Origin of the sequence: Bartonella sp. OD88NMGDW, assembly GCF_042193775.1 — a bacterium.
GTDB lineage: Bacteria > Pseudomonadota > Alphaproteobacteria > Rhizobiales > Rhizobiaceae > Bartonella > Bartonella grahamii.
Map to the genome: position 1 here is coordinate 1 of NZ_JBHIMA010000001.1, position 17,509 is coordinate 17,509.

General features: G+C 41.3%; 28 protein-coding genes and 1 pseudogene. 10 read left to right on the forward strand and 19 right to left on the reverse strand.

Annotated features, from left to right (window positions below):
• From ACFIJR_RS00005 to ACFIJR_RS00025, 5 genes are all read right to left on the reverse strand, one after another.
• The coding region (locus ACFIJR_RS00005) for a phage tail protein (protein ID WP_375653114.1) at positions 1-284 on the reverse strand (284 nt) is incomplete at its 3' end.
• On the reverse strand, positions 284-1,111 hold the full coding sequence (locus ACFIJR_RS00010) for a baseplate J/gp47 family protein (RefSeq protein WP_375626976.1): 828 nt from the start codon (positions 1,109-1,111) through the stop codon (positions 284-286). The genes ACFIJR_RS00005 and ACFIJR_RS00010, both read right to left, overlap by 1 nt.
• Complete coding sequence (locus tag ACFIJR_RS00015; RefSeq protein WP_004856773.1) at positions 1,108-1,449, reverse strand: GPW/gp25 family protein; 342 nt, start codon at positions 1,447-1,449, stop codon at positions 1,108-1,110. Before ACFIJR_RS00015 ends, ACFIJR_RS00010 begins: the two co-directional genes overlap by 4 nt.
• Positions 1,446-2,135: a phage baseplate assembly protein V gene (locus ACFIJR_RS00020; RefSeq protein WP_375653117.1), complete on the reverse strand. Its 690-nt coding sequence runs from the start codon at positions 2,133-2,135 to the stop codon at positions 1,446-1,448. Before ACFIJR_RS00020 ends, ACFIJR_RS00015 begins: the two co-directional genes overlap by 4 nt.
• On the reverse strand, positions 2,116-2,664 hold the full coding sequence (locus tag ACFIJR_RS00025) for a hypothetical protein (protein WP_375653119.1): 549 nt from the start codon (positions 2,662-2,664) through the stop codon (positions 2,116-2,118). Before ACFIJR_RS00025 ends, ACFIJR_RS00020 begins: the two co-directional genes overlap by 20 nt.
• Before the next feature lie 75 nt (positions 2,665-2,739).
• On the opposite strand from ACFIJR_RS00025, the gene ACFIJR_RS00030 reads away from it, so the two are divergent.
• From ACFIJR_RS00030 to ACFIJR_RS00045, 4 genes and pseudogenes are all read left to right on the forward strand, one after another.
• Positions 2,740-3,039, forward strand: a complete 300-nt coding sequence (locus ACFIJR_RS00030) for a BrnT family toxin (RefSeq protein WP_375627496.1) — start codon at positions 2,740-2,742, stop codon at positions 3,037-3,039.
• Entirely contained in the window at positions 3,026-3,298 is a 273-nt protein-coding gene (locus tag ACFIJR_RS00035; protein WP_012754724.1) for a CopG family antitoxin, read from the forward strand. Before ACFIJR_RS00030 ends, ACFIJR_RS00035 begins: the two co-directional genes overlap by 14 nt.
• Before the next feature lie 37 nt (positions 3,299-3,335).
• Positions 3,336-3,542, forward strand: a pseudogene (locus ACFIJR_RS00040) (toxin-antitoxin system HicB family antitoxin); the annotation flags it as partial.
• A 44-nt stretch (positions 3,543-3,586) separates the two neighbouring features.
• Positions 3,587-3,883, forward strand: coding sequence for a HigA family addiction module antitoxin (locus ACFIJR_RS00045; protein WP_375652125.1), 297 nt, complete (start codon positions 3,587-3,589; stop codon positions 3,881-3,883).
• A gap of 47 nt (positions 3,884-3,930) precedes the next feature.
• On the opposite strand, the gene ACFIJR_RS00050 is transcribed toward ACFIJR_RS00045, so the two are convergent.
• Together ACFIJR_RS00050 and ACFIJR_RS00055 are read right to left on the reverse strand one after the other, a co-directional pair.
• Positions 3,931-4,209 carry a hypothetical protein gene (locus tag ACFIJR_RS00050; RefSeq protein ID WP_375652124.1) on the reverse strand — a complete coding sequence of 93 codons (279 nt, stop codon included), beginning with the start codon at positions 4,207-4,209 and terminating at the stop codon, positions 3,931-3,933.
• Complete coding sequence (locus tag ACFIJR_RS00055) at positions 4,206-4,946, reverse strand: antA/AntB antirepressor family protein (protein WP_375653123.1); 741 nt, start codon at positions 4,944-4,946, stop codon at positions 4,206-4,208. The genes ACFIJR_RS00050 and ACFIJR_RS00055 overlap by 4 nt, the downstream gene beginning before the upstream one ends.
• 408 nt (positions 4,947-5,354) lie before the next feature.
• On the opposite strand from ACFIJR_RS00055, the gene ACFIJR_RS00060 reads away from it, so the two are divergent.
• Both ACFIJR_RS00060 and ACFIJR_RS00065 read left to right on the forward strand, forming a co-directional pair.
• Positions 5,355-5,720 carry a helix-turn-helix domain-containing protein gene (locus tag ACFIJR_RS00060; protein ID WP_375652158.1) on the forward strand — a complete coding sequence of 122 codons (366 nt, stop codon included), beginning with the start codon at positions 5,355-5,357 and terminating at the stop codon, positions 5,718-5,720.
• A gap of 3 nt (positions 5,721-5,723) precedes the next feature.
• Complete coding sequence (locus ACFIJR_RS00065) at positions 5,724-6,269, forward strand: ImmA/IrrE family metallo-endopeptidase (RefSeq protein ID WP_375627494.1); 546 nt, start codon at positions 5,724-5,726, stop codon at positions 6,267-6,269.
• Between the two features lie 336 nt (positions 6,270-6,605).
• On the opposite strand, the gene ACFIJR_RS00070 is transcribed toward ACFIJR_RS00065, so the two are convergent.
• Genes ACFIJR_RS00070 through ACFIJR_RS00110 form a run of 9 tightly spaced genes read right to left on the reverse strand, consistent with a single transcriptional unit; the run spans position 6,606 to position 14,060 of the window.
• The gene (locus ACFIJR_RS00070) at positions 6,606-6,977 is read right to left on the reverse strand and encodes a hypothetical protein (protein ID WP_375652159.1); all 372 of its coding nucleotides are present in this window, start codon (positions 6,975-6,977) and stop codon (positions 6,606-6,608) included.
• A gap of 1 nt (position 6,978) precedes the next feature.
• Entirely contained in the window at positions 6,979-8,055 is a 1,077-nt protein-coding gene (locus tag ACFIJR_RS00075) for a major capsid protein (protein WP_375627493.1), read from the reverse strand.
• A 12-nt stretch (positions 8,056-8,067) separates the two neighbouring features.
• Positions 8,068-8,436: a head decoration protein gene (locus ACFIJR_RS00080; protein WP_375627492.1), complete on the reverse strand. Its 369-nt coding sequence runs from the start codon at positions 8,434-8,436 to the stop codon at positions 8,068-8,070.
• Entirely contained in the window at positions 8,433-8,699 is a 267-nt protein-coding gene (locus ACFIJR_RS00085) for a hypothetical protein (protein WP_041581352.1), read from the reverse strand. The genes ACFIJR_RS00080 and ACFIJR_RS00085 overlap by 4 nt, the downstream gene beginning before the upstream one ends.
• On the reverse strand, positions 8,696-9,769 hold the full coding sequence (locus ACFIJR_RS00090; protein ID WP_375653125.1) for a S49 family peptidase: 1,074 nt from the start codon (positions 9,767-9,769) through the stop codon (positions 8,696-8,698). Before ACFIJR_RS00090 ends, ACFIJR_RS00085 begins: the two co-directional genes overlap by 4 nt.
• Entirely contained in the window at positions 9,759-11,303 is a 1,545-nt protein-coding gene (locus ACFIJR_RS00095) for a phage portal protein (protein ID WP_375652071.1), read from the reverse strand. Before ACFIJR_RS00095 ends, ACFIJR_RS00090 begins: the two co-directional genes overlap by 11 nt.
• The gene (locus ACFIJR_RS00100) at positions 11,303-11,551 is read right to left on the reverse strand and encodes a phage head-tail joining protein (RefSeq protein WP_375653127.1); all 249 of its coding nucleotides are present in this window, start codon (positions 11,549-11,551) and stop codon (positions 11,303-11,305) included. The genes ACFIJR_RS00095 and ACFIJR_RS00100 overlap by 1 nt, the downstream gene beginning before the upstream one ends.
• Positions 11,552-11,554: 3 nt before the next feature.
• Positions 11,555-13,501 carry a phage terminase large subunit family protein gene (locus tag ACFIJR_RS00105; RefSeq protein WP_375653129.1) on the reverse strand — a complete coding sequence of 649 codons (1,947 nt, stop codon included), beginning with the start codon at positions 13,499-13,501 and terminating at the stop codon, positions 11,555-11,557.
• The gene (locus tag ACFIJR_RS00110; RefSeq protein ID WP_375653132.1) at positions 13,491-14,060 is read right to left on the reverse strand and encodes a hypothetical protein; all 570 of its coding nucleotides are present in this window, start codon (positions 14,058-14,060) and stop codon (positions 13,491-13,493) included. Before ACFIJR_RS00110 ends, ACFIJR_RS00105 begins: the two co-directional genes overlap by 11 nt.
• Before the next feature lie 84 nt (positions 14,061-14,144).
• On the opposite strand from ACFIJR_RS00110, the gene ACFIJR_RS00115 reads away from it, so the two are divergent.
• From ACFIJR_RS00115 to ACFIJR_RS00130, 4 genes are all read left to right on the forward strand, one after another.
• Positions 14,145-14,411 carry a BrnT family toxin gene (locus tag ACFIJR_RS00115; RefSeq protein ID WP_375627060.1) on the forward strand — a complete coding sequence of 89 codons (267 nt, stop codon included), beginning with the start codon at positions 14,145-14,147 and terminating at the stop codon, positions 14,409-14,411.
• On the forward strand, positions 14,389-14,694 hold the full coding sequence (locus ACFIJR_RS00120) for a BrnA antitoxin family protein (RefSeq protein WP_375618924.1): 306 nt from the start codon (positions 14,389-14,391) through the stop codon (positions 14,692-14,694). Before ACFIJR_RS00115 ends, ACFIJR_RS00120 begins: the two co-directional genes overlap by 23 nt.
• A 97-nt stretch (positions 14,695-14,791) precedes the next feature.
• Positions 14,792-15,055: a type II toxin-antitoxin system RelB/DinJ family antitoxin gene (locus tag ACFIJR_RS00125; RefSeq protein WP_004861501.1), complete on the forward strand. Its 264-nt coding sequence runs from the start codon at positions 14,792-14,794 to the stop codon at positions 15,053-15,055.
• Positions 15,042-15,323: a type II toxin-antitoxin system YafQ family toxin gene (locus ACFIJR_RS00130; RefSeq protein WP_208438264.1), complete on the forward strand. Its 282-nt coding sequence runs from the start codon at positions 15,042-15,044 to the stop codon at positions 15,321-15,323. Before ACFIJR_RS00125 ends, ACFIJR_RS00130 begins: the two co-directional genes overlap by 14 nt.
• A gap of 44 nt (positions 15,324-15,367) precedes the next feature.
• On the opposite strand, the gene ACFIJR_RS00135 is transcribed toward ACFIJR_RS00130, so the two are convergent.
• The 3 genes from ACFIJR_RS00135 to ACFIJR_RS00145 all read right to left on the reverse strand — a co-directional run bounded on the left by ACFIJR_RS00135 (position 15,368) and on the right by ACFIJR_RS00145 (position 17,508).
• On the reverse strand, positions 15,368-15,646 hold the full coding sequence (locus ACFIJR_RS00135; protein WP_375652067.1) for a hypothetical protein: 279 nt from the start codon (positions 15,644-15,646) through the stop codon (positions 15,368-15,370).
• Positions 15,643-16,362 (reverse strand): Rha family transcriptional regulator, encoded by a 720-nt coding sequence (locus ACFIJR_RS00140; RefSeq protein ID WP_375652066.1) that lies wholly within the window; start codon positions 16,360-16,362, stop codon positions 15,643-15,645. The genes ACFIJR_RS00135 and ACFIJR_RS00140 overlap by 4 nt, the downstream gene beginning before the upstream one ends.
• Positions 16,363-16,923: 561 nt before the next feature.
• The gene (locus tag ACFIJR_RS00145; RefSeq protein WP_375652205.1) at positions 16,924-17,508 is read right to left on the reverse strand and encodes a hypothetical protein; all 585 of its coding nucleotides are present in this window, start codon (positions 17,506-17,508) and stop codon (positions 16,924-16,926) included.
• Position 17,509 lies beyond the last annotated feature (1 nt).

A 17,509-nucleotide genomic window follows, 5' to 3' on the forward strand; every position in this document is an offset into this window, starting at 1 on the left:
ATCCCTAGCCATTCAAGCCCCATCTCTATTGCCGCAAGGGAGCCGCGAATATTTTGCCATGCAAGACCCTGATCAATCAAATCATAGAGGTTTGGAACATAAGGCGTAAGCTCTCCAAGCCCGTATTCTTCAATGAGCCACGGTAAGAAACGGGGAGGGCGTGTGATCAGTTTAGAACGTGAAATCCCCAAAACAGAACCATCAACATCTTGATGAAAATCACAAGCATCGGCAAGGCGCTTTTCAAATTCTGTTGCGTTTGTGGGAAGGAGGGAACCAACCATTAGCGCGCACGCCCTTTGAAGTTTAAGGTGATTTTTCCAATCGATAAAACTTCTTCATCACAAACCATACTGTCTTGTGTTGGTGTAATGGCGATCACTTTCTGGACACCAGCAATCATTAATTTTGAAATCCACCACGACAAACTTAATTCACGACCAATGGCTTGTTCTTGTCTCCATGCTGCTCTTAAATTTGTTTCCATTGTTGTAAGAATTTTCAAAGATGTTTCTGGTAACAGCCAAACATCTGCCTCTAAATCCAGAACTTTTTTGACAGCAGCGTGAACAATGATTGTATCATTGGTCATGATGATATTTTTTCTGTGAAGAGCTTCTGAGACTGTTTGTATGAGATCTTCAGAGGCCGTTCCTTCTTCATTGTTGCCAAAAAGAGCAACATAGATGGTTGGGTCTTTGCCTTTACGGTAAACAATCGCATCCTTAACACGACTATCTGCTGTTAAGGCTATAAGCTTGTAATAGGGCTCTGTCCCGCTACCATTGCCACCACGGGCATGAAGCTCTATGCGTTCACGATATCTCTCGTCACTTTCACCCTCCATGCGGGCAAGACCATGCCAGTTTCCCAAAGCATCAAGAGATTCACCGGTTGCAAAATCAAGAATGTTGTTGCGTGCCGCTTCGTTAATACGCTGTCTTAAAAGCAACTCTCGATAGCTAAAAGCCTCAATGACTTTTACAGCCGGATCACTTTCAAGAATGGTATATTCCGGCAAAAGCTCTTTTAAATGGGCAAGAGCAGCAGCGCGTATTTCCTCAAAAGAAAGTTCTGTGATGATTTCCGGTTTTGCAAGTACTCCATTCATTTTATCAGTAATCCTTCCATGGTAATGGGCTTGCCGGATGGCAAATAAATACCTTCAAAGGACAAAGAAACTTGTCCAGCATCAACCATTTTAAAATCAATTTTTTTCAATTTAAAACGCGGTTCCCACTTGTCTAAAGCCTCAGCAACAGCAGCATAAAGGGCAACAGCAAAAGCATTATTAACCGGTGCATCAATGAGTTCAGCAACGCGTGAACCATAGTCACGCCGCATTACACGCGAACCAATCCGCGTTGACAAAATATCAAGGATTGATTGGCGTAAATGATCAATTCCGGTTAATGGCTTTCCTGTTGTACGGTCCATTCCACTGTTCAATTGGGACCTCCTGTCATCGAGCCACCAGGGGAAACACCACCATGAACATGTGTTGCTCCTACATTGGTACCGTTATGCTTTAGTCCACTTGAGTGAATGGAAACATTATTCCCAGAATGAAGAGAGAGACTATCATTCGAATTCAGTGAAATGCCATCACCAGCCTTCAAAGAGATGCCGCCTTTTGCGTTTAAATTTATATCGCTTTTTGAAACAATCTTTATGCCTTCCGGTGCGGTAAGCTCTAGCTTGCCACCATCACCTTTTAGTGACACACCATCAGCGATTGTCAGGATAAATTTTCCGCCGGATTTGATGTGAATTCCATAAGTGTTTTGTTCATCATCATATTCAAGGCTGGTTCCATCAGGATATATAGTTCGGTGAATGCTGCCTTTATCGGCTGCTTGATTAGCATCGGTATGAAGTGAACCAACAATCACCCCTTGTGATAAATCTCCGGATGACGAGACAACAATCACTTGCTCTCCGATATCACGCCCTTCATAAGAGCGTGTTTTACCGGCGCGGGCTTGTGTATCTGGAATCCAGTCACTGACAAGATTGCCACTTTTTATCCGATAGCGTGCGTTTTTATGGTCGACATGGCTAATTTTTCCCACCACAACCATATTGGCCACACGTCTCTTTAGATCTGTGATTTCTTTATCGCGCCGCTCTAACATGTCCACCTTCAATTTTATGGTATTTATCTTTATTTCTCACGCCTGTTTCTGGTTCAAAGCTTAAGAAAGGTTCAACGAGTTTTGCTGTTACACTGCCTTCTTCTTCATCCATGTTGGGGATATTTGTCACATAAATGACTTCAAAGGTTAAAATCGCACCATGGAGCGCTAGGGCGCCATTATCACCAAAGGCAAAAGCAATATTTTGCAGGCGGCATGTCTCAACTGTGTTATTGAGATTGGGATTAGCGTAGAAAACCTCCTCAACTTCCCATGCCAATTGGTCAACAAAACGTGCTCCATCTTCACATGTCGCATAACATTCAACATCTAGCGTTAAAACACGCCGCCTTATTCCATAATCATAGCCATCTTCAATCGTTTCACTTTGTGTTGAGATATTAATTGCAGGCGTGTTCTCAGGGGAGAAGTTGAAATCACGCATATTGAAAACATTGTCACCAGCTGCCGTCTTTGCTGCTTTGATCAACGTAACAAATGTTTCTCTTATCGTTTCTCTCGGATGCATGAGTGTTCCTGTTTAAACAGATTGATTTTAATCATTTTTATTGTATTTGTGGATACATTTTGATATACATACGTTATGGTAGCAAACATCAAAGTTCATGGCATAAATTGGGATGATGGTAACTGGCCAAAATGTGCCAAACATGGAGTTTCTAAAAAAGAAATTGAGTATTTATTCACTAAACCTGGAAATCTCGTCATAAAGCATGACCCCAATATTAAAGAAGAGCGTTTCAGAGCCATTGGACGAAGCTATAATGAACGATATATTTTTTTAGTTTTTACCTTAAGAACAATAAAGAACGAATTGTTTGTACGTCCTATTAGCGCTCGTTATATGCACCAAAAGGAGATTGATTTTTATGAAAACCTCTAAATTAAAACAAATGCCCGTTTTTAAGACGGATGAAGAAGCAGAAAACTTTGTTGATACTGCAGACCTTACTGATTATGACTTAACTGGTTTTAAGCCTGTTCATTTTGAATTCTTACCTAAAGAAGCCTCTATGAATATTCGCTTACCTCAAGCACTTATGAAGGCTTTAAAGGAAAAAGCTAAAAATCAAGCTATCCCTTACACACGCTATGTTCGACATCTCATCGAACGAGATTTACGAAAAAGCCATCGTAATTGACCAATATCCTCTGTAGAGGATATAAGAAAGGATGAACATGAACAATAATCATTATACCTATCGTGTTTTGTGGTCGCAAGAAGATGAGGAATATGTTGGGTTGTGTGCAGAATTCCCATCCCTTTCATGGTTAGATGCTCAAGCAGAGAAAGCTTTAAAAGGTATTATGGACCTTGTTTCAGAAGTTGTTGAGGACATGCAACATAATGGAGAACAACTTCCAATACCTTTGTCACATGGCAAGTGAAGTTGAAATCGTAGATTATCATTGATCTGTAGGAGGTCGAGATGAAAAATTATATTGCTATTCATCCCGGAGAAATTTTACGAGAGGAATATTTAAAAGAATATGCCCTCTCTGCTTATGCTCTTGCAAAAGCATTAAATGTTCCACGCACGAGAATAGAACGTATTGTTGCTGAAAATAGTCCAGTGACTCCCGATACTGCTCTCAGATTAGCCTATTTTTTTGATACTACTGCTGAATTTTGGCTTAACATGCAAGCTGCTTATGACGTTAGTATATTACAAACTAAAAAAGCAGACGAATTTGCCAAAATCAATAAATTTGAATGTAGGGTTTAACCACCTCCTCGTCTTCAAAGGCGAGGAGATAAAATTATGTTGTAGGTCTAAGCGACTTTTGCAATCGGGTTTTCCAAAGTAGGAGCATAAGCTTGCAATAACGGATTCATGCTATGCGGTAATTCTGAATCGCCAAAATCTGTAAGAACTGCCAATATTTTTGTACAATTGGGCAATTCATTTTGAAGCTTTAAAACTAAAGCTTTTTCCACCATGCCCATAATCTCAATTATGGCAGTGCAATCCTCATCTCCAATGCTGTGATGATTGGAAAACTGAAACAATGCTATCCACAAATCACATAAGAAGTTGGTATCTACCTTCATTGTACACCTCCATGGATTTGTTCTCTCAAACAAGCTAATCCTCTAGATGTGATTTTTGTTGAAGGCAGGACCTTTTCTGTACCATCCGGTCTTTGAATGGTAATAGCGGGACAATCCATAAAGCCTTTCTTGATCTTGTCCTGATAAGGTAACAGAGGCGCCCCTGGAGCACGGCGATACACCCAATCATGTTTACGCAAGTAATCCGTTAAATCCTTTGGTCGTACTTCCAACATCTTTGCTGCTTCTATCAAACCAAACAAACCATCAGAGCGTTTTAAACCTTCCAAAGCTTCTGCTTTTGGAGTCAATTTAGCAATGGTGTTATCCTTTTGCTCGATTTGACTTTGTAAGTGATTCAAAACACCAAGTAATGCTTCGGGTTTGGAGTAGTCAACTTGTGGTGTCACTACTTGTTTCAAAAGCCGTTCGCATTTGATAAAGTATAAACGAGCCTCTCTACCTTTCTTATTATTCTCAAGCATAGAAAGCTCTTTTGCTACACTTAAAGTTAGATGATAATCTTTAGAGGGACGACCACCTTGGAGGTTTTCCCCAAAATTGGTGAAAACTAAATAATCCTGATTTTCTAATAAATTATATTTGTTGATGCGATATTTAATCCAAGTAGAGAAATCTTTACCTACTTCTAAAAACGCATGCAAATCACGAGCGTTAACAGTTTGAACAGTTTCCTGATCGATAACCTGTTCTCTAATTTCTATAAGAGTATTCATAATGAATTCCTTATGGTTAGATGTTTTTGATTGACACTCCAAGAAGAGTGCCGGGTGCTCAAAAACACGGCCATAAGTCCGTCGTTACACTTTCCCCGCAAGGGTATTGTATAGCGTAACCACACCCGACAATATTATTATACGCATGTAGCATATAATGAGTCAAAGTCTTTAATGTATAGAAGACTGATTATTTCGGTAACCAATCCGCTTATGGTTTAAGGTGTTTTTGAGGCACCTGATTCGATTATTCATACTCCTACTATAATGTCAAGCCACTTTCGATAATTTTTAAATTTTTGCTATTGGCAATTTGTAATTATTGTAAAAAAAGAGTTGATTTATACCTTAAGATAAAATATATTCAACTTATTAAGATTAATTATCCGTCCTTTGGAGTTCTATTTGATGCTTACATCCTTTGGTAAAACCTTACGGAAACTCCGTATTGATCATGCAGAACGCCTTTTAGATATGGCTAAAAAATTAGATATATCTGTAGCATTTTTATCTTCTGTTGAGATTGGCAAAAAATCTGTACCTGTTGGTATGGAAGAAAAGATCATAGAATTATACGATTTAGATCAAGATATGGCTTCTCTCTTAAGAAAAGAGGCTGATGCTTGCCGCAAAAGTTTTACAATAAAGTCTTCTAATTCATCCACAGGTGAACTTGTTGGTATGTTTGCTAGAGTTATAGATAACATTTCTCCAGAAGATGTAGAAAAAATGAAAAAATTAATGAAACAGATAAAAGAAAAAAAAGGTAAGTAGAAGGTGAAGAAAAGTATTGATTACGAAGTTCCTCCTTATAGTTGGGAGAAAATTGGTTTTTTTACTGATTTACTTCGAAAAGAACTGAAATTGTTAGATTACCAAGCTTTCCCAGTTATGGATTTTGCTGAATACATTTTGCCTACTATGAGACCAGGATATTGTTTACATATCGCAGATGAGGAAGAACTTGGAAATGTGGGTGGTTTAACAGACCCGCAAGGCAAATTCATTGTTTTAAGAGAGGATATTTATAAAGATGCGTACGATGATAATGGTCGCGCAAGATTTACAGTTGCTCATGAACTTGGTCATCTTTTTTTACATACAAATTTACCTTTTCAACGCGTAGTCAATTCTCATGAAATACCTGTCTATCGCAGTGCAGAAAAACAAGCTAACCAATTTGCTGCTGAGCTTTTAATGCCACGTTCAGGAATGTCAAGATTTAAGACTCCAAGAGAGGTAGCTAATTTCTATGGAGTTTCATTACAAGCAGCAGAGATTAGGATAAATTACATGACAAATTATTTTAAATCACAACAATAATGGGTTTGAGTTGCAGCTCAAACCCATAAAGAGTTTACGTCAGGTTTCGGTTAGCTGACGTAAAACCAGACAGGAAACAGAAAAATGCAACCTGCAACGACATGCGGAATTGTATCATTGTAAATGTTTCCTGTCTAGGTTCATCCACCGAAAAAGGAGTCTTTATGAGAAATAAAGACAAAAAAACGTACGTTTTTCGTACATGGCGTAGATGTCCTTATACAGGTCAAAAACTTTACGCAAAACACTATGGGCGAAAGGCTTGGCGTATTCCAATAAGTAGGTGAAACACAGAAGGGGGATAATTTATTCCCCTTCTGCATCTCAGAAATATAATCAAAATTGCTTTTTAGATGAAGATTCATTACGCAGAATAAGCTTATACATACTAGATTCTGAGGCTTGGACATCTGTGACAGTGAAGTGCTCTTGAGAAGAGGGCGCTTTGCTGTTTTCAGGAGAGAGGACCACAATACTATCTTGAGGTTTTGGTGGTAAACCCCCGATGTCATTGATACAAAGATCAAGTTCCTTTCTTGGAATTGTGGTGGGGATTCTGCCACCGGCGTCCGATTCTGAATGCTTAATGCCGTAAATCGCTGTAATCCGAAAAGATTGCTGATTGTCCTTTCGCGTGTAGATGATGGGCTGCCCAAAAGTGTTGCGCACATCTTTAACCATTTGGTTTAGCAGCCCGTGCCATCGCATGTTATTTCGCTCCAATCACGGCTTTAAACAGCATTTCAGGGCGTGTGCAAATGTAAAGCGGATAGCTGTAGACCTCCGGTTTTACCCATGCATTACGGTCGTGATCAATGATCAACATGGTGTAGAGAGGCTTTCCAACGGTGTTGGCAAAATCCAAGCTTTCACCTGGTGCAAAGGTTTTTTGGAAGACACCAGGCGCATCAACAGGAAAGAATTGACATTCATCAGGCTTAATGCCTATGGCGCGCTTTGTTCCAGCCTTCGCACTTATATTATAGTTGTGAATACTCCGGTAATTAATGAAAGTGACACCTGCAAAGTCAAAACTGCCAAAGCTGCCCGAGCCAAGAGCGCTTGGTGTTGCAATACCTCCGGCGCTATTGAGTGTCTGTGCTAAGGCTGTGTTGAGATAAGTTTCACGAATTGTTTTATGGTTTTTCAATTTGGAAAAGAATTCATTTCCACAAAGCCCAATAATCCGTGAACGATCAGAAAATGCTCCTTTTGAAGCCTCAATCATCCTCATAATGACTTGGTCAACATGGTCAGCAACATTGGTTGTTTCTGTATTCAGTTTAAAGTCAATGGGCTTTGGTGGTGTGATTTCCCATTCTTTGTACCAATCGACAATCACGGAGCCATCAGCATCAAGAACAACGCCTTGAACGGCGCCGAGTTGCATATTCTCCCATGTCAATTCAATTTCAGAAATCAGTTTCTTTTGTTTTTTGGCAATATATTTCATTGCTGTCTCTAACTGATCTTCTGCGCCAAATTCACGCCGGTTTTGGATTTCTTCTGATTTCACCGTATCACTTTTGGCAATCCGTGTTGTTTTGAAAAATCGAAGATTACGACCCTCTCTATCACCTTCTGCCAAAGGTGCCCCGCGTTCACTGGTTTGAATAAGCGAAAATGTATTATCACGCCGTTCAATACCAACCACTGTGGTGCTTGTTTCCACTTCCTCAAAAAGATCAAGAGAACTAATAAGCCCCGGTTGAAACTCATAGTTTTCGATGGCTTTCATCATTGTGATGCTTGAGAAAGCATCATGTTTAAAAAAGTTCATATCCATGTGCGCATTCTCCTATCGCAATAGAATGTTGTTTTTGTCTTCTAAAGACTGAATGGCTGCTTTCTTTTGCTCATCCGTGATGGCATCTGGCCATAGCAGTTCAGAAGCTTTTACAGTGCATAAGCGTACTGTAATCACGGCGCGTTGATCGGCGCCTGTTGCGTCAATAGTGGCAAAAGAAATCCCTGCCGGTGTTTGACTGCCATCTGATGCTGCTGGATTAAGGGGGACATAGTGTTCCGTTGCGGTTATCTTCCCCATGACAGTTCCTGCTTCAATGAATGCTCCTGATGCAAACACCACTTCTTCGTTTGACATATCGGGGTCGTAGGGTCCAAGATAAGCGCCATTGCGTACGTCGTCATAAATAATATTCGTCATTTCACTGCCCTCCAAGCTGCTTCCCATTTTGCGTGAATCTTTGCCTTGCTCGTCCCATCACTATGAGGGGTATAAGGCGAGACTTTTAAAGACGCGCTTTGAGAGCTAGCTGCTGTCAACACACATTGGCGTGCTTTCTCGAGACTCATACCGTTTTGAATAGCTTTTGCTGCGTCAAAAGAAACGCCTAAGTGCTTTGCTTGCCTTTCAAGGGTTGTTAGTGCTTTTGCGCGCTTTCTTTCTTTTTCAAGCACGGCTTTCATATCTTCGCGCTTGTTTTCATTGTCTTCATCCTCATCTTCGTTTTCTTCTTCATCGTCGAAGTCTTCGGCGTTTTTGTCGACGTCACTATCGTCTTCGTCCTCTTCCTCGTCATTGATGATGTCGACGATCTTTTCGTCATCCTCTTCTTCAGCGCGGTATTGTGTGCGTGCCATGTGTTTTGTCCTTCTTTTTCTGTTGATGTTGGGTTTTGTGATATGGAATCCGTTAAGGCTTCCAAAGCTTGCGCAAGGGTCCCCTGCGCATCTGCTAATCCAAGCGTGATCGCTTGGTTGCCTATAAAAGTTTCTGCTTTTGTGTCACGAATTGCATCAGCATTTAAGCGTCTGTTTTGCGCCACCAAATCAACAAACATCTCGTAGAGCAGGGCGCAATCGGCTTGCATTTTTATCTGTGCTGTATCGCTCAAGGGTTCGTGAGGATTGCCATGAACTTTGTGATCACCTTCAAAGACAAAGGTCCATTTATGCCCGTGTTTTTCATCTGCACGGGACTGGTCAAGATGAGCACAAACAACCCCAATCGAGCCCACAACACCCGTGCGAGCTACCCATATTTGAGAAGCAGAGCAGGCAATGGCATAAGCTGCAGAACAGGCAAACTCATTGGCATGTGCCCAAATGGGTTTATTGTATTGTTTTGAGAGTGTTTGAAACTCTTCAACCAAATCAAAGACACCACCGGCTTCTCCACCGCCGCTGTCAATATCAAGTAAGACAGCGCGAACATCAGGTTGTGCAATGGCTTCACGAAAAGAAGCCCTTAAACCTTCATAAGAGGTTAATCCCGATAAAGCCCCAAGCCATGCACCACGGCGCACAAGCGTGCCATGAACTGGTAGGATAGCAACATTGTTTTGCACCACGTAAGTTTCTGGTGGTCTTAAAGCTTCCGTATCCCCTTGTCCAAATGCCCCAGGGGGAAACTTTTCTCCCTCAAAAAGACGCGGCGCAAGAGCATTCAAAATGATATCAAGCTTTGTCGATGCAAGCATATGAGGAACACCAAAAAGCCGTGATGCCAAAAACGGCATGTCGAGATTATTCACCATTTGTATGTGCCTCACTGCCTTGGTTGCTTTCATAAGTCTCAGAAGGTTCTGAATCTGCGGTATCAATTACTTGATTGTTACCAGAGGGCGCCGCCATATCCGTGTCAAAAGATAAGCCGCGCGCACGAGCATCTGTGTGCTCTTCTTGCAGTTCGGCATGAATGCTGTCGATATCAAAGCCGCGCTCGGCAAGTGCCATGCGTCGTGTTTTCAAGCCTGCACGGATTTCTTCTTTTTCCGCTGAGATATCCTTGTTTGGATCAATCATTTCAAGCGGGGGCGCAAAGCTTTCACATTGAAGCCATGGCAAGGGATTTTCTTCCCACCCTGGCAAATTGACGCATTTGACAAGCACTGCCATTTCAACAAAACGCTCCCATATAATGCGATTAAACTGAAAGGCAATGATATGTTCACGCCATTGTTTGACGTGCCGTCTAAACTGAATGATAGAGGTACGCACATTTGAAAAATTGCCGCGCGTAACGTCTCCAGTCACAACGGCATAAGGCATATTAAGTGCTGCACAAATTTTCAAGATATTGCGAAATTGAAAAGCCTCATAAGAGCCACCAACCTCAACAGGATTTGAGAATGTAACCTCTTTATTCTCTCCTAAATAAAGAGATGCACCGGGCGCAATGACAGGTGCTTTGTATTCTTCTTCAACGTTGTTTTTATCACGATTATCGGATAATTTTTCGACGTTTGGTGAATTGTCCTTGACAAAAGCCGCAAAAAGAGCCGCCGTCCTTTTTCTATCGAGTTCTGCGTCGTCATAGGATTCCAGTTGAAAGATCTTTGTCATACAGCGCGTTATTTTGGGAGAACCGCGCAATTGTCCGGCAATACGGCGCTCTTTGATGTGCAGGACCATTTCAGCGGGGACACGCACGCGCTCTTGGCTCTCAAATGCCATATTTGCAGGGACATCATCATAGGGGTGATGTTCCCAGAAATGATAAGCAACACGCTTGCCACTGGCATTAAATTCAATTCCCATACGAATGTAATTGCCTTCAATCTCAGCCGGTCCATTATAAGTGAGATCCAGCATTTCAGTGGGATAAACTTGCAACTGAAGAGGCACACCAGAGCGCCCGTAGAGGTCAACATAATGTAATCTTACAAAGCATTCTCCGGTTAAAAAGACCTCTCGTGCAATGGTTGCTTGCAGCCCATAAAAATTGGCATCTTCATCATAGTCCGCTTCATCAACCCATTGCCACCATAAGTCTAAAAGCTTTTTCTTTTCTTCTTGAAAGCCTTCAATACGAGGATAAGGTTTAATCCCATCACTAACAGCCGCGGAGACCCATTCTTCTGTTGCAGACCCATAAAGAGCTTCATTGTCATAAAGCCATCTTGAACGGGCAACAATGGTATCACCGCATTCCTCAATGGCTTTATTGATATGTTTTTTTGCGGGGTCAAAACCACCCATACGGCGGCTTTTGCTTGCCGCTTCAAAATGGGGATTGTGTTGACGAGAAATTGTAAAAAAGCCCGTGAGTTTATTGAAAAAACCAGCCATTAATAGCCTCGTGATATATTAAAATAGAAAACGCGTGAACGCTTGCGTCCTTCAAGGTTGGCTATTTGTGTGTTCAGCATCTCAAGCGCTCTGCGCAGTTCCTCAACAGAACGGTTGCTTACTTGCTTATCGCCATGGCGCACCGATTGTGCACCCGAATAAAGAGCCTCTTCAATTTGCTCACGCCGCCTTTTTAAACTTTCCAGTCTGTCAGTTTTGCTGTTAATTGGTTCTAAAGTTTCACCCACAAATTACCTCCAATCCCCTCGCATATAAGGATTCATCATTGTTCTGAATGGCTTCTTTTGAGGTTGTGCTGTCTGAGATCTTTTTGGAGCAGGAGAGGGGGCATGTCTTGGTGTTGGCTGCTCTAAAGAGCCCTCAATTTTAAGTTTTTCCAGACGCTCTTCTAAGATATCGACTTCTCGATTAAGGTTTATTCCTGCCGAAATCAGACCTTGTAAAGCAGCATAAGCATAGACCCTACAGTCCAAGGCTTCATTTCTTGCCTTTTCGCTTTTTTGCCATTCAATGCGCTTGAAGCCTTTAAAATATTTGATGACTTTTCTTTCAGCGGTTAGCTGGTCAAAATATTCCCGATCAAGGCTTTTGTGAAAGTGTGTTGCACCAGCACCCGATGCTTCAGGACCGGATTTTTTAAACCGTGCCGTGATAATATCTTTTGCTGCGTCAACACCAACAATATAGAGATTGATCTGTCCTTTGTTGTTTCTACTTGGGCGGCGTGGCCATACCGCACGCCATCCCGCTTGTCCCTTAATCCCCCAGATACGTCGCCCCTCACGCGGGCGAACATAATTATAAACTGCCTGTGTATGTCCACCACCGGTATCAATACAAGCAGCCGTTATCTTGATGCCGTCTTTGTAACCTAGATGCGGCCAGCGTCTTGTAAGATATTCATCCAATTGGTCCCATACTTCAAAAGAAGAGGGATCACCAGGAATGACGTGATAATCAATATGCCAGCTTTCTTCACTGCGTCCCCATCCAACCACTTCAAGTTCCAAGCGGTCATTTTGCACATCAATACCCGCTGTTAACAACACGGCTTGTTCTGGTGCCAATGGATAATCTTCGCGTTTTGCATAGAGGCTATCAGGATCAACAACTTCGCCTGTTCTGTCTTCCCATGGCTCTCCAAGAACTGTATTAATAAAAACTTGCAAAAGAGCAGGGTCTTCTTTGGCTCTTAAAAATTCGCGCGCACAATCGCCCCAAGTCAGCCATGGCGAATAAAGCGCTGAAATATGGTAAGAACGTAGACGAGGCTTACTTGACTCCTGTGTTGCGATCCAGCAAGCACCGTTTTCTTCTGCCATTAAGGTGGACTTACGATGTTCGGCATGTTCATGACCACAATGGGCACAAACAAACACAGCTTTTTCGGGGGCGCCTTTTGGCCACTTGATTTGTGACCAAACAATGGGCTGTAGAACACCACATGCATCACAAGGCACGTTGTAATATCGCTGGTCTCCTAGCACAAAATCCTTGGCGATACGGCTTGTGTCACGGTGTGTCGGCGTGGACAATTTAAAAATTTTACGTTGAATAAAAGCAGAGGTTCGTTTTTCAGCAATTGTTACAGGATCGCCTTCATTATCGACATTCAATGGGTAAGCATCGACTTCATCCAAAACCAAATAGCGAATAGGAGAAGAACGCAATCCAGCAGCACTATTTGCTCCGGTAATCATCAATGTTCCCCCATAAAATTCCTTTGAAAACATTGTATTTCCACTGTCTCGTGCACGAGCAGGAGCAATGCGTTCACTTAAAGCAGGGCTAGCTGAAATCATCGGATCAAGACGAGACTTTGACAGTTTCTTAGCGGTCTCAACTGTCGGCATCACATAAAGGGCAGGTCCTGGACTATGATGAATGGCATAACCACAAAAGTTCAATGCTGCTTCCGACATTCCAATCTGAGCCCCCTTCATCACAACTGTTGTTTCAGTCGGATCATAAACAGAAAGATTATCCATGATCTCTCGTAAATAGGGGGTACGTATAGTCCTCCATAATCCAGGCTCAGCACTCGTAACTGTGCTCAAATAACGATTTTTATCAGCCCACTGGGAAACAGTATAAGGCGGGTCAGGACGGCGTCCTTCATTCGCATAGCAAAAAAAGAGCCCAGCACCAGAGGACGAGGGCGAAGCATCACTTATCATGTTCTGGATTCTCTTCTAAAATGTTGGGATCGTGAAAAGAAACAGGGACGATATTTTCCATTAAAGCTTTGCGCATATGATGATCGATAGCTCCAATAAGGCTCGCAGCATCACATCCCACTTGCGCCGCAATTTCAGTACCAAAGCGATAGGCAAAATTGAGCATTGTATCTCGATGCGCTCTTCCAAAGTTCCATGCTTCTTTTCTCACTTCTTCACGATCAACAGTTGTTTCGCGTAACTTTTCCAGAGCAATCTTTTCTTTTGCTAGCGCAACTTGCATTCGCTCCAGTTTTATCTTGTATTCGTTGGCTCCATCTGTGGAGGCTTGTTTAATCTTTGTCCGCACCTTTCCATCAGGCGCTAAAAATGGGATAGGGCGCTTTGTTGGATTCTCATTCCAGATAGCTGTTGCAAGCGCTTCATTGACAGAACCATCTTCAAAAAGAGCCGCATCAAATTTACCTGTCTTTATCCGTGAAACCACCGCATTATGTGAAACACCCATCTTCTTCGCAAACGCACGAACCGATAGACCCTTACGCGTTTTCTTATTCATAGTTGCTCCATTTTGAATGGTATATACGAATTATTGTACACTTTAATTATTGACAAGGTTTTATTTTTCGTGTACATAAAATATATGAAGATAGTGTGGGATGAACCAAAAAGAGCTTTAAACATTGATAAACATAAGCTTGATTTTGCCGATGTTATTTACTTTGACTGGGAACATGCTTTTATTGATGCAACCCATTCAAACCGCATGAAGGCTATTGGACATTTTGCTGATGACACAACAGTTATTGTTTTTGCAAAGCTTGGCAATGAAGCGATATCCATTATCAGTTTTCGTCAAGCGAATAAAAAAGAAAGAGAGGTTTTCAATGACTATCAAAAAAACCTTTGAAACAGGATGTGGCTATACAAAAGAAGATTGGGACGCTGTGGATTCCCCACCACTAACAGATGAAGAACTTGCACGCTTAAAGCCAGCTAAAGACGTTTTACCAGCCTCCTTTTTTAAGTATGTAACAGAAGAACGCCGTAAACGCGGGCGTCCACCCGTTGAATCTCCCAAACAAGCGGTTACTCTCCGTCTCGACCCAAATGTTATTGCCTCTTTTAAAAAACAAGGAAAAGATTGGCGAACACGTATGGGTGAAGTCTTAAAAAAAGCAAGTGGTTGTTAAGCCAAACGATCTCGCCACTCTAAAAAATGTGCTTTATAGTTGAAATTAAACTTCAATTGTATTACATTGAAATACAGTTACAAGAGGAGAGCTCATCATGGCTGCTAGTCGTATGGTTCAGGCGCGTGTACCAGAAGAAATTCAAAATATCGCTAATCAAGTTATTCAAGCTTCAGGTTTATCAGTAAGTGATGTTGTGAGAGTATTGATGACGCGTATTGCACAAGATAAAGCTATTCCGTCCTTCTTGTTTCAACCTAATGCGGAAACTATAGCGGCTTTTGCAGAACTAGAGGAAGGTAACTTAAAAAAGTTTCATTCCGTAGATGAATTATTTGACGATCTCTATGCGGACGATTGAACGTACCACTATCTTCAAACGTGATTTCAAGCGTGAAATGAAAGGACGGTATCGGCATCTTTTAGATACTGATTTGCGCCAAATCATTGCAGCATTAGCAAATGACCAGCCTTTAGAACCTCGATATCATGACCATGCATTGACTGGGAATTGGAGCAATTATCGAGATTGCCATATTCGACCTGACTTAGTATTGATTTATCGCTTGATTGGTCAAGATCGATTGATTTTAGTGCGTCTGGGCTCCCATTCAAAACTTGATCTTTAAACCACCTCCCCATTTTGAGAACGGGGAGGGGAGATGTGTTTTACTTAAGCAACCTTTTTAATGGGAGGCTCCAAATTTGGTTCGTAAGCTTTCAATAAAGGTAACATAACTGTAGGAAACTCTGAATCGCCAAAATCTGTTAGAACTGTTAAGATTTTAAGTATATTTGGCACCTCATCTTGAAGTTTGAAAATCAAAGCTTTTTCTACCACCCCCATGATGTCAATCAGAGCTGTACACTCTTTTTCATTAATATTTTCATCATTAGAAAACTGATATAAAGCTATCCATAAATCGCATAAGAAGTCGATACTGGTGTTCATTGTACACCTCCATGGATTTGTTCTCTCAAACAAGCTAATCCTCTAGATGTGATTTTTGTTGAAGGCAGCACCTTTTCTGTACCATCCGGTCTTTGAATGGTAATAGCAGGGCAATCCATGAATCCTTTCTTGATCTTGTCCTGATAAGGTAACAGAGGCGCCCCTGGAGCCCGTCGATACACCCAATCATGTTTACGCAAGTAATCCGTTAAATCCTTTGGTCGCACCTCTAACATTTTTGCTGCTTCAATTAAGCCAAACAAACCATCAGAACGCTTTAAACCTTCCAAAGCTTTTGCTTTTGGTGCTAATTCAGCGATAACATGATCTTTCTGCTCTATTTGGCTTTGTAGATGATTTAAAAAGCCTATCATTGCTTGAGGACTCGAGTAATCAATCTGTGGTGTGACTACTTGTGTTTCCAGTGCCTGCCAACGATCTATAATTTTTGCTCGTAATGCTGTGCTGTAACCCGAAACGAGGATTAAACATTCACGTTTAGGGAGATGATAGCAAGGGCGTGTTTTTCCTTGTTCATCAATGTAACTGCTTAAAAACTTAGCCGGCTCAAATTTGAGCTCGCTAAATATTTGTTTAATGTCGCGCATAACATTCTTATGCTTCTTACTACATACCCCCGCAATTTCAATGCTAGACATAGTTTGAGTATTAGCACTATTAGTAGTGCTTTGATTAGTTTCTATAAGTGTGTTCATGATGAACTCCTTGGTAATAGAGGTTTTCTATTGACACTCTTAAAAGAGTGCCGGGTGCTAGAAAACACGGTACCAAGTCCGTCGTTACGCCTTTCCCATAAAGGGTATTGTATAGCATAACTACACCCGACAAGACCTTTATATGCCACCACATATAATGAGTCAAAATCTTTAATGTTTAGAAGACTAGTTATTTCGGCAACTAATCCGCTTGGTATTGTAAGGTGTTTTCTAGGCACCTGATTCGAAGATACCTATTACTGTAGAATTGTCAAGTAATAAAAATTACTTTTTGCTAAGAAAACTTTTCACATACTGTACAGTGTACATATTTAAATAATTATTTATCAATGAGTTAAGTGTACAATGTACAGTCAATTTGAAAATTCTGTCGCTAGCGATAGTTCGCGCTAGCCTGCCCCGCAACAGACCCAACCCGCTGGGAAGTACCTTTTGCATTGATTTTATTGATTTTTTTCTGGGAAAAACCAAAGCGCAAGTGATAATCTGCTTTAAAAATTACAATTAAAGTGAGTAGTGTGTTGACATAGCTTAAGAACATTATTTAGCTTTCATCTTGGCGGCATATTCTTGACGAGCAAGTTGGTACTGTATGTTTTTAATTAGTCTTTCATTGGCTTTTTTTACAATAGCACTTGCAATTTCTGGCTTGGACATCACCCCAGCAATGGAGGGTCCTTTTTGTTTTGCAATGGGGAATTGATCTCCATCGGCTCTTTGAAACACATTCCCATTCAGCTTTTTTAATTCAACGCGCTTTGGAAAACTCCCACCTTTGATAAAAGCATGGGGTAAGATTTCTTTCTTTCCAAACAGTGTGTAAGTTACGCCGCGTTTTGTTTCTTTTGCTTTAAAAAATTTAAGAGGTATTGGTGTTCCAGAACCAATGATATCTGTCTCAAGAAACCTTGCTGTCGCCTTTTCTTTAATATAAACACCTCTTCTTATACGCTTTATTTGGGCTGATGAGATGTCTGCAACTTGCTTTTCAGTAAAGCGTTCAACTTGTTTTGCTGCAGTGTTTAGAGCATTACGCAGAGCCCAATTAAGGCGTGGTGCTTGAAGGTTTGTGAAGGTATCTTTTACCTGTTGAAGATACCATTTTTGGTGGATAATTAATTTCAAC

What these genes read in the sequence shown, in the direction of transcription:
- ACFIJR_RS00080 (WP_375627492.1), bottom strand. Translation starts at nt 8,436, where the DNA reads ATGACGAATATTATTTATGACGACGTACGCAATGGCGCTTATCTTGGA.
- ACFIJR_RS00010 (WP_375626976.1), bottom strand. Translation starts at nt 1,111, where the DNA reads ATGAATGGAGTACTTGCAAAACCGGAAATCATCACAGAACTTTCTTTT.
- ACFIJR_RS00050 (WP_375652124.1), bottom strand. Translation starts at nt 4,209, where the DNA reads ATGAAGGTAGATACCAACTTCTTATGTGATTTGTGGATAGCATTGTTT.
- ACFIJR_RS00055 (WP_375653123.1), bottom strand. Translation starts at nt 4,946, where the DNA reads ATGAATACTCTTATAGAAATTAGAGAACAGGTTATCGATCAGGAAACT.
- ACFIJR_RS00045 (WP_375652125.1), top strand. Translation starts at nt 3,587, where the DNA reads ATGAAAAATTATATTGCTATTCATCCCGGAGAAATTTTACGAGAGGAA.
- ACFIJR_RS00060 (WP_375652158.1), top strand. Translation starts at nt 5,355, where the DNA reads ATGCTTACATCCTTTGGTAAAACCTTACGGAAACTCCGTATTGATCAT.
- ACFIJR_RS00105 (WP_375653129.1), bottom strand. Translation starts at nt 13,501, where the DNA reads ATGATAAGTGATGCTTCGCCCTCGTCCTCTGGTGCTGGGCTCTTTTTT.
- ACFIJR_RS00070 (WP_375652159.1), bottom strand. Translation starts at nt 6,977, where the DNA reads ATGCGATGGCACGGGCTGCTAAACCAAATGGTTAAAGATGTGCGCAAC.
- ACFIJR_RS00120 (WP_375618924.1), top strand. Translation starts at nt 14,389, where the DNA reads ATGACTATCAAAAAAACCTTTGAAACAGGATGTGGCTATACAAAAGAA.
- ACFIJR_RS00115 (WP_375627060.1), top strand. Translation starts at nt 14,145, where the DNA reads ATGAAGATAGTGTGGGATGAACCAAAAAGAGCTTTAAACATTGATAAA.
- ACFIJR_RS00025 (WP_375653119.1), bottom strand. Translation starts at nt 2,664, where the DNA reads ATGCATCCGAGAGAAACGATAAGAGAAACATTTGTTACGTTGATCAAA.
- ACFIJR_RS00130 (WP_208438264.1), top strand. Translation starts at nt 15,042, where the DNA reads ATGCGGACGATTGAACGTACCACTATCTTCAAACGTGATTTCAAGCGT.
- ACFIJR_RS00090 (WP_375653125.1), bottom strand. Translation starts at nt 9,769, where the DNA reads ATGGTGAATAATCTCGACATGCCGTTTTTGGCATCACGGCTTTTTGGT.
- ACFIJR_RS00140 (WP_375652066.1), bottom strand. Translation starts at nt 16,362, where the DNA reads ATGAACACACTTATAGAAACTAATCAAAGCACTACTAATAGTGCTAAT.
- ACFIJR_RS00020 (WP_375653117.1), bottom strand. Translation starts at nt 2,135, where the DNA reads ATGTTAGAGCGGCGCGATAAAGAAATCACAGATCTAAAGAGACGTGTG.
- ACFIJR_RS00030 (WP_375627496.1), top strand. Translation starts at nt 2,740, where the DNA reads ATGGTAGCAAACATCAAAGTTCATGGCATAAATTGGGATGATGGTAAC.
- ACFIJR_RS00110 (WP_375653132.1), bottom strand. Translation starts at nt 14,060, where the DNA reads ATGAATAAGAAAACGCGTAAGGGTCTATCGGTTCGTGCGTTTGCGAAG.
- ACFIJR_RS00135 (WP_375652067.1), bottom strand. Translation starts at nt 15,646, where the DNA reads ATGAACACCAGTATCGACTTCTTATGCGATTTATGGATAGCTTTATAT.
- ACFIJR_RS00075 (WP_375627493.1), bottom strand. Translation starts at nt 8,055, where the DNA reads ATGGATATGAACTTTTTTAAACATGATGCTTTCTCAAGCATCACAATG.
- ACFIJR_RS00095 (WP_375652071.1), bottom strand. Translation starts at nt 11,303, where the DNA reads ATGGCTGGTTTTTTCAATAAACTCACGGGCTTTTTTACAATTTCTCGT.
- ACFIJR_RS00125 (WP_004861501.1), top strand. Translation starts at nt 14,792, where the DNA reads ATGGCTGCTAGTCGTATGGTTCAGGCGCGTGTACCAGAAGAAATTCAA.
- ACFIJR_RS00035 (WP_012754724.1), top strand. Translation starts at nt 3,026, where the DNA reads ATGAAAACCTCTAAATTAAAACAAATGCCCGTTTTTAAGACGGATGAA.
- ACFIJR_RS00085 (WP_041581352.1), bottom strand. Translation starts at nt 8,699, where the DNA reads ATGAAAGCCGTGCTTGAAAAAGAAAGAAAGCGCGCAAAAGCACTAACA.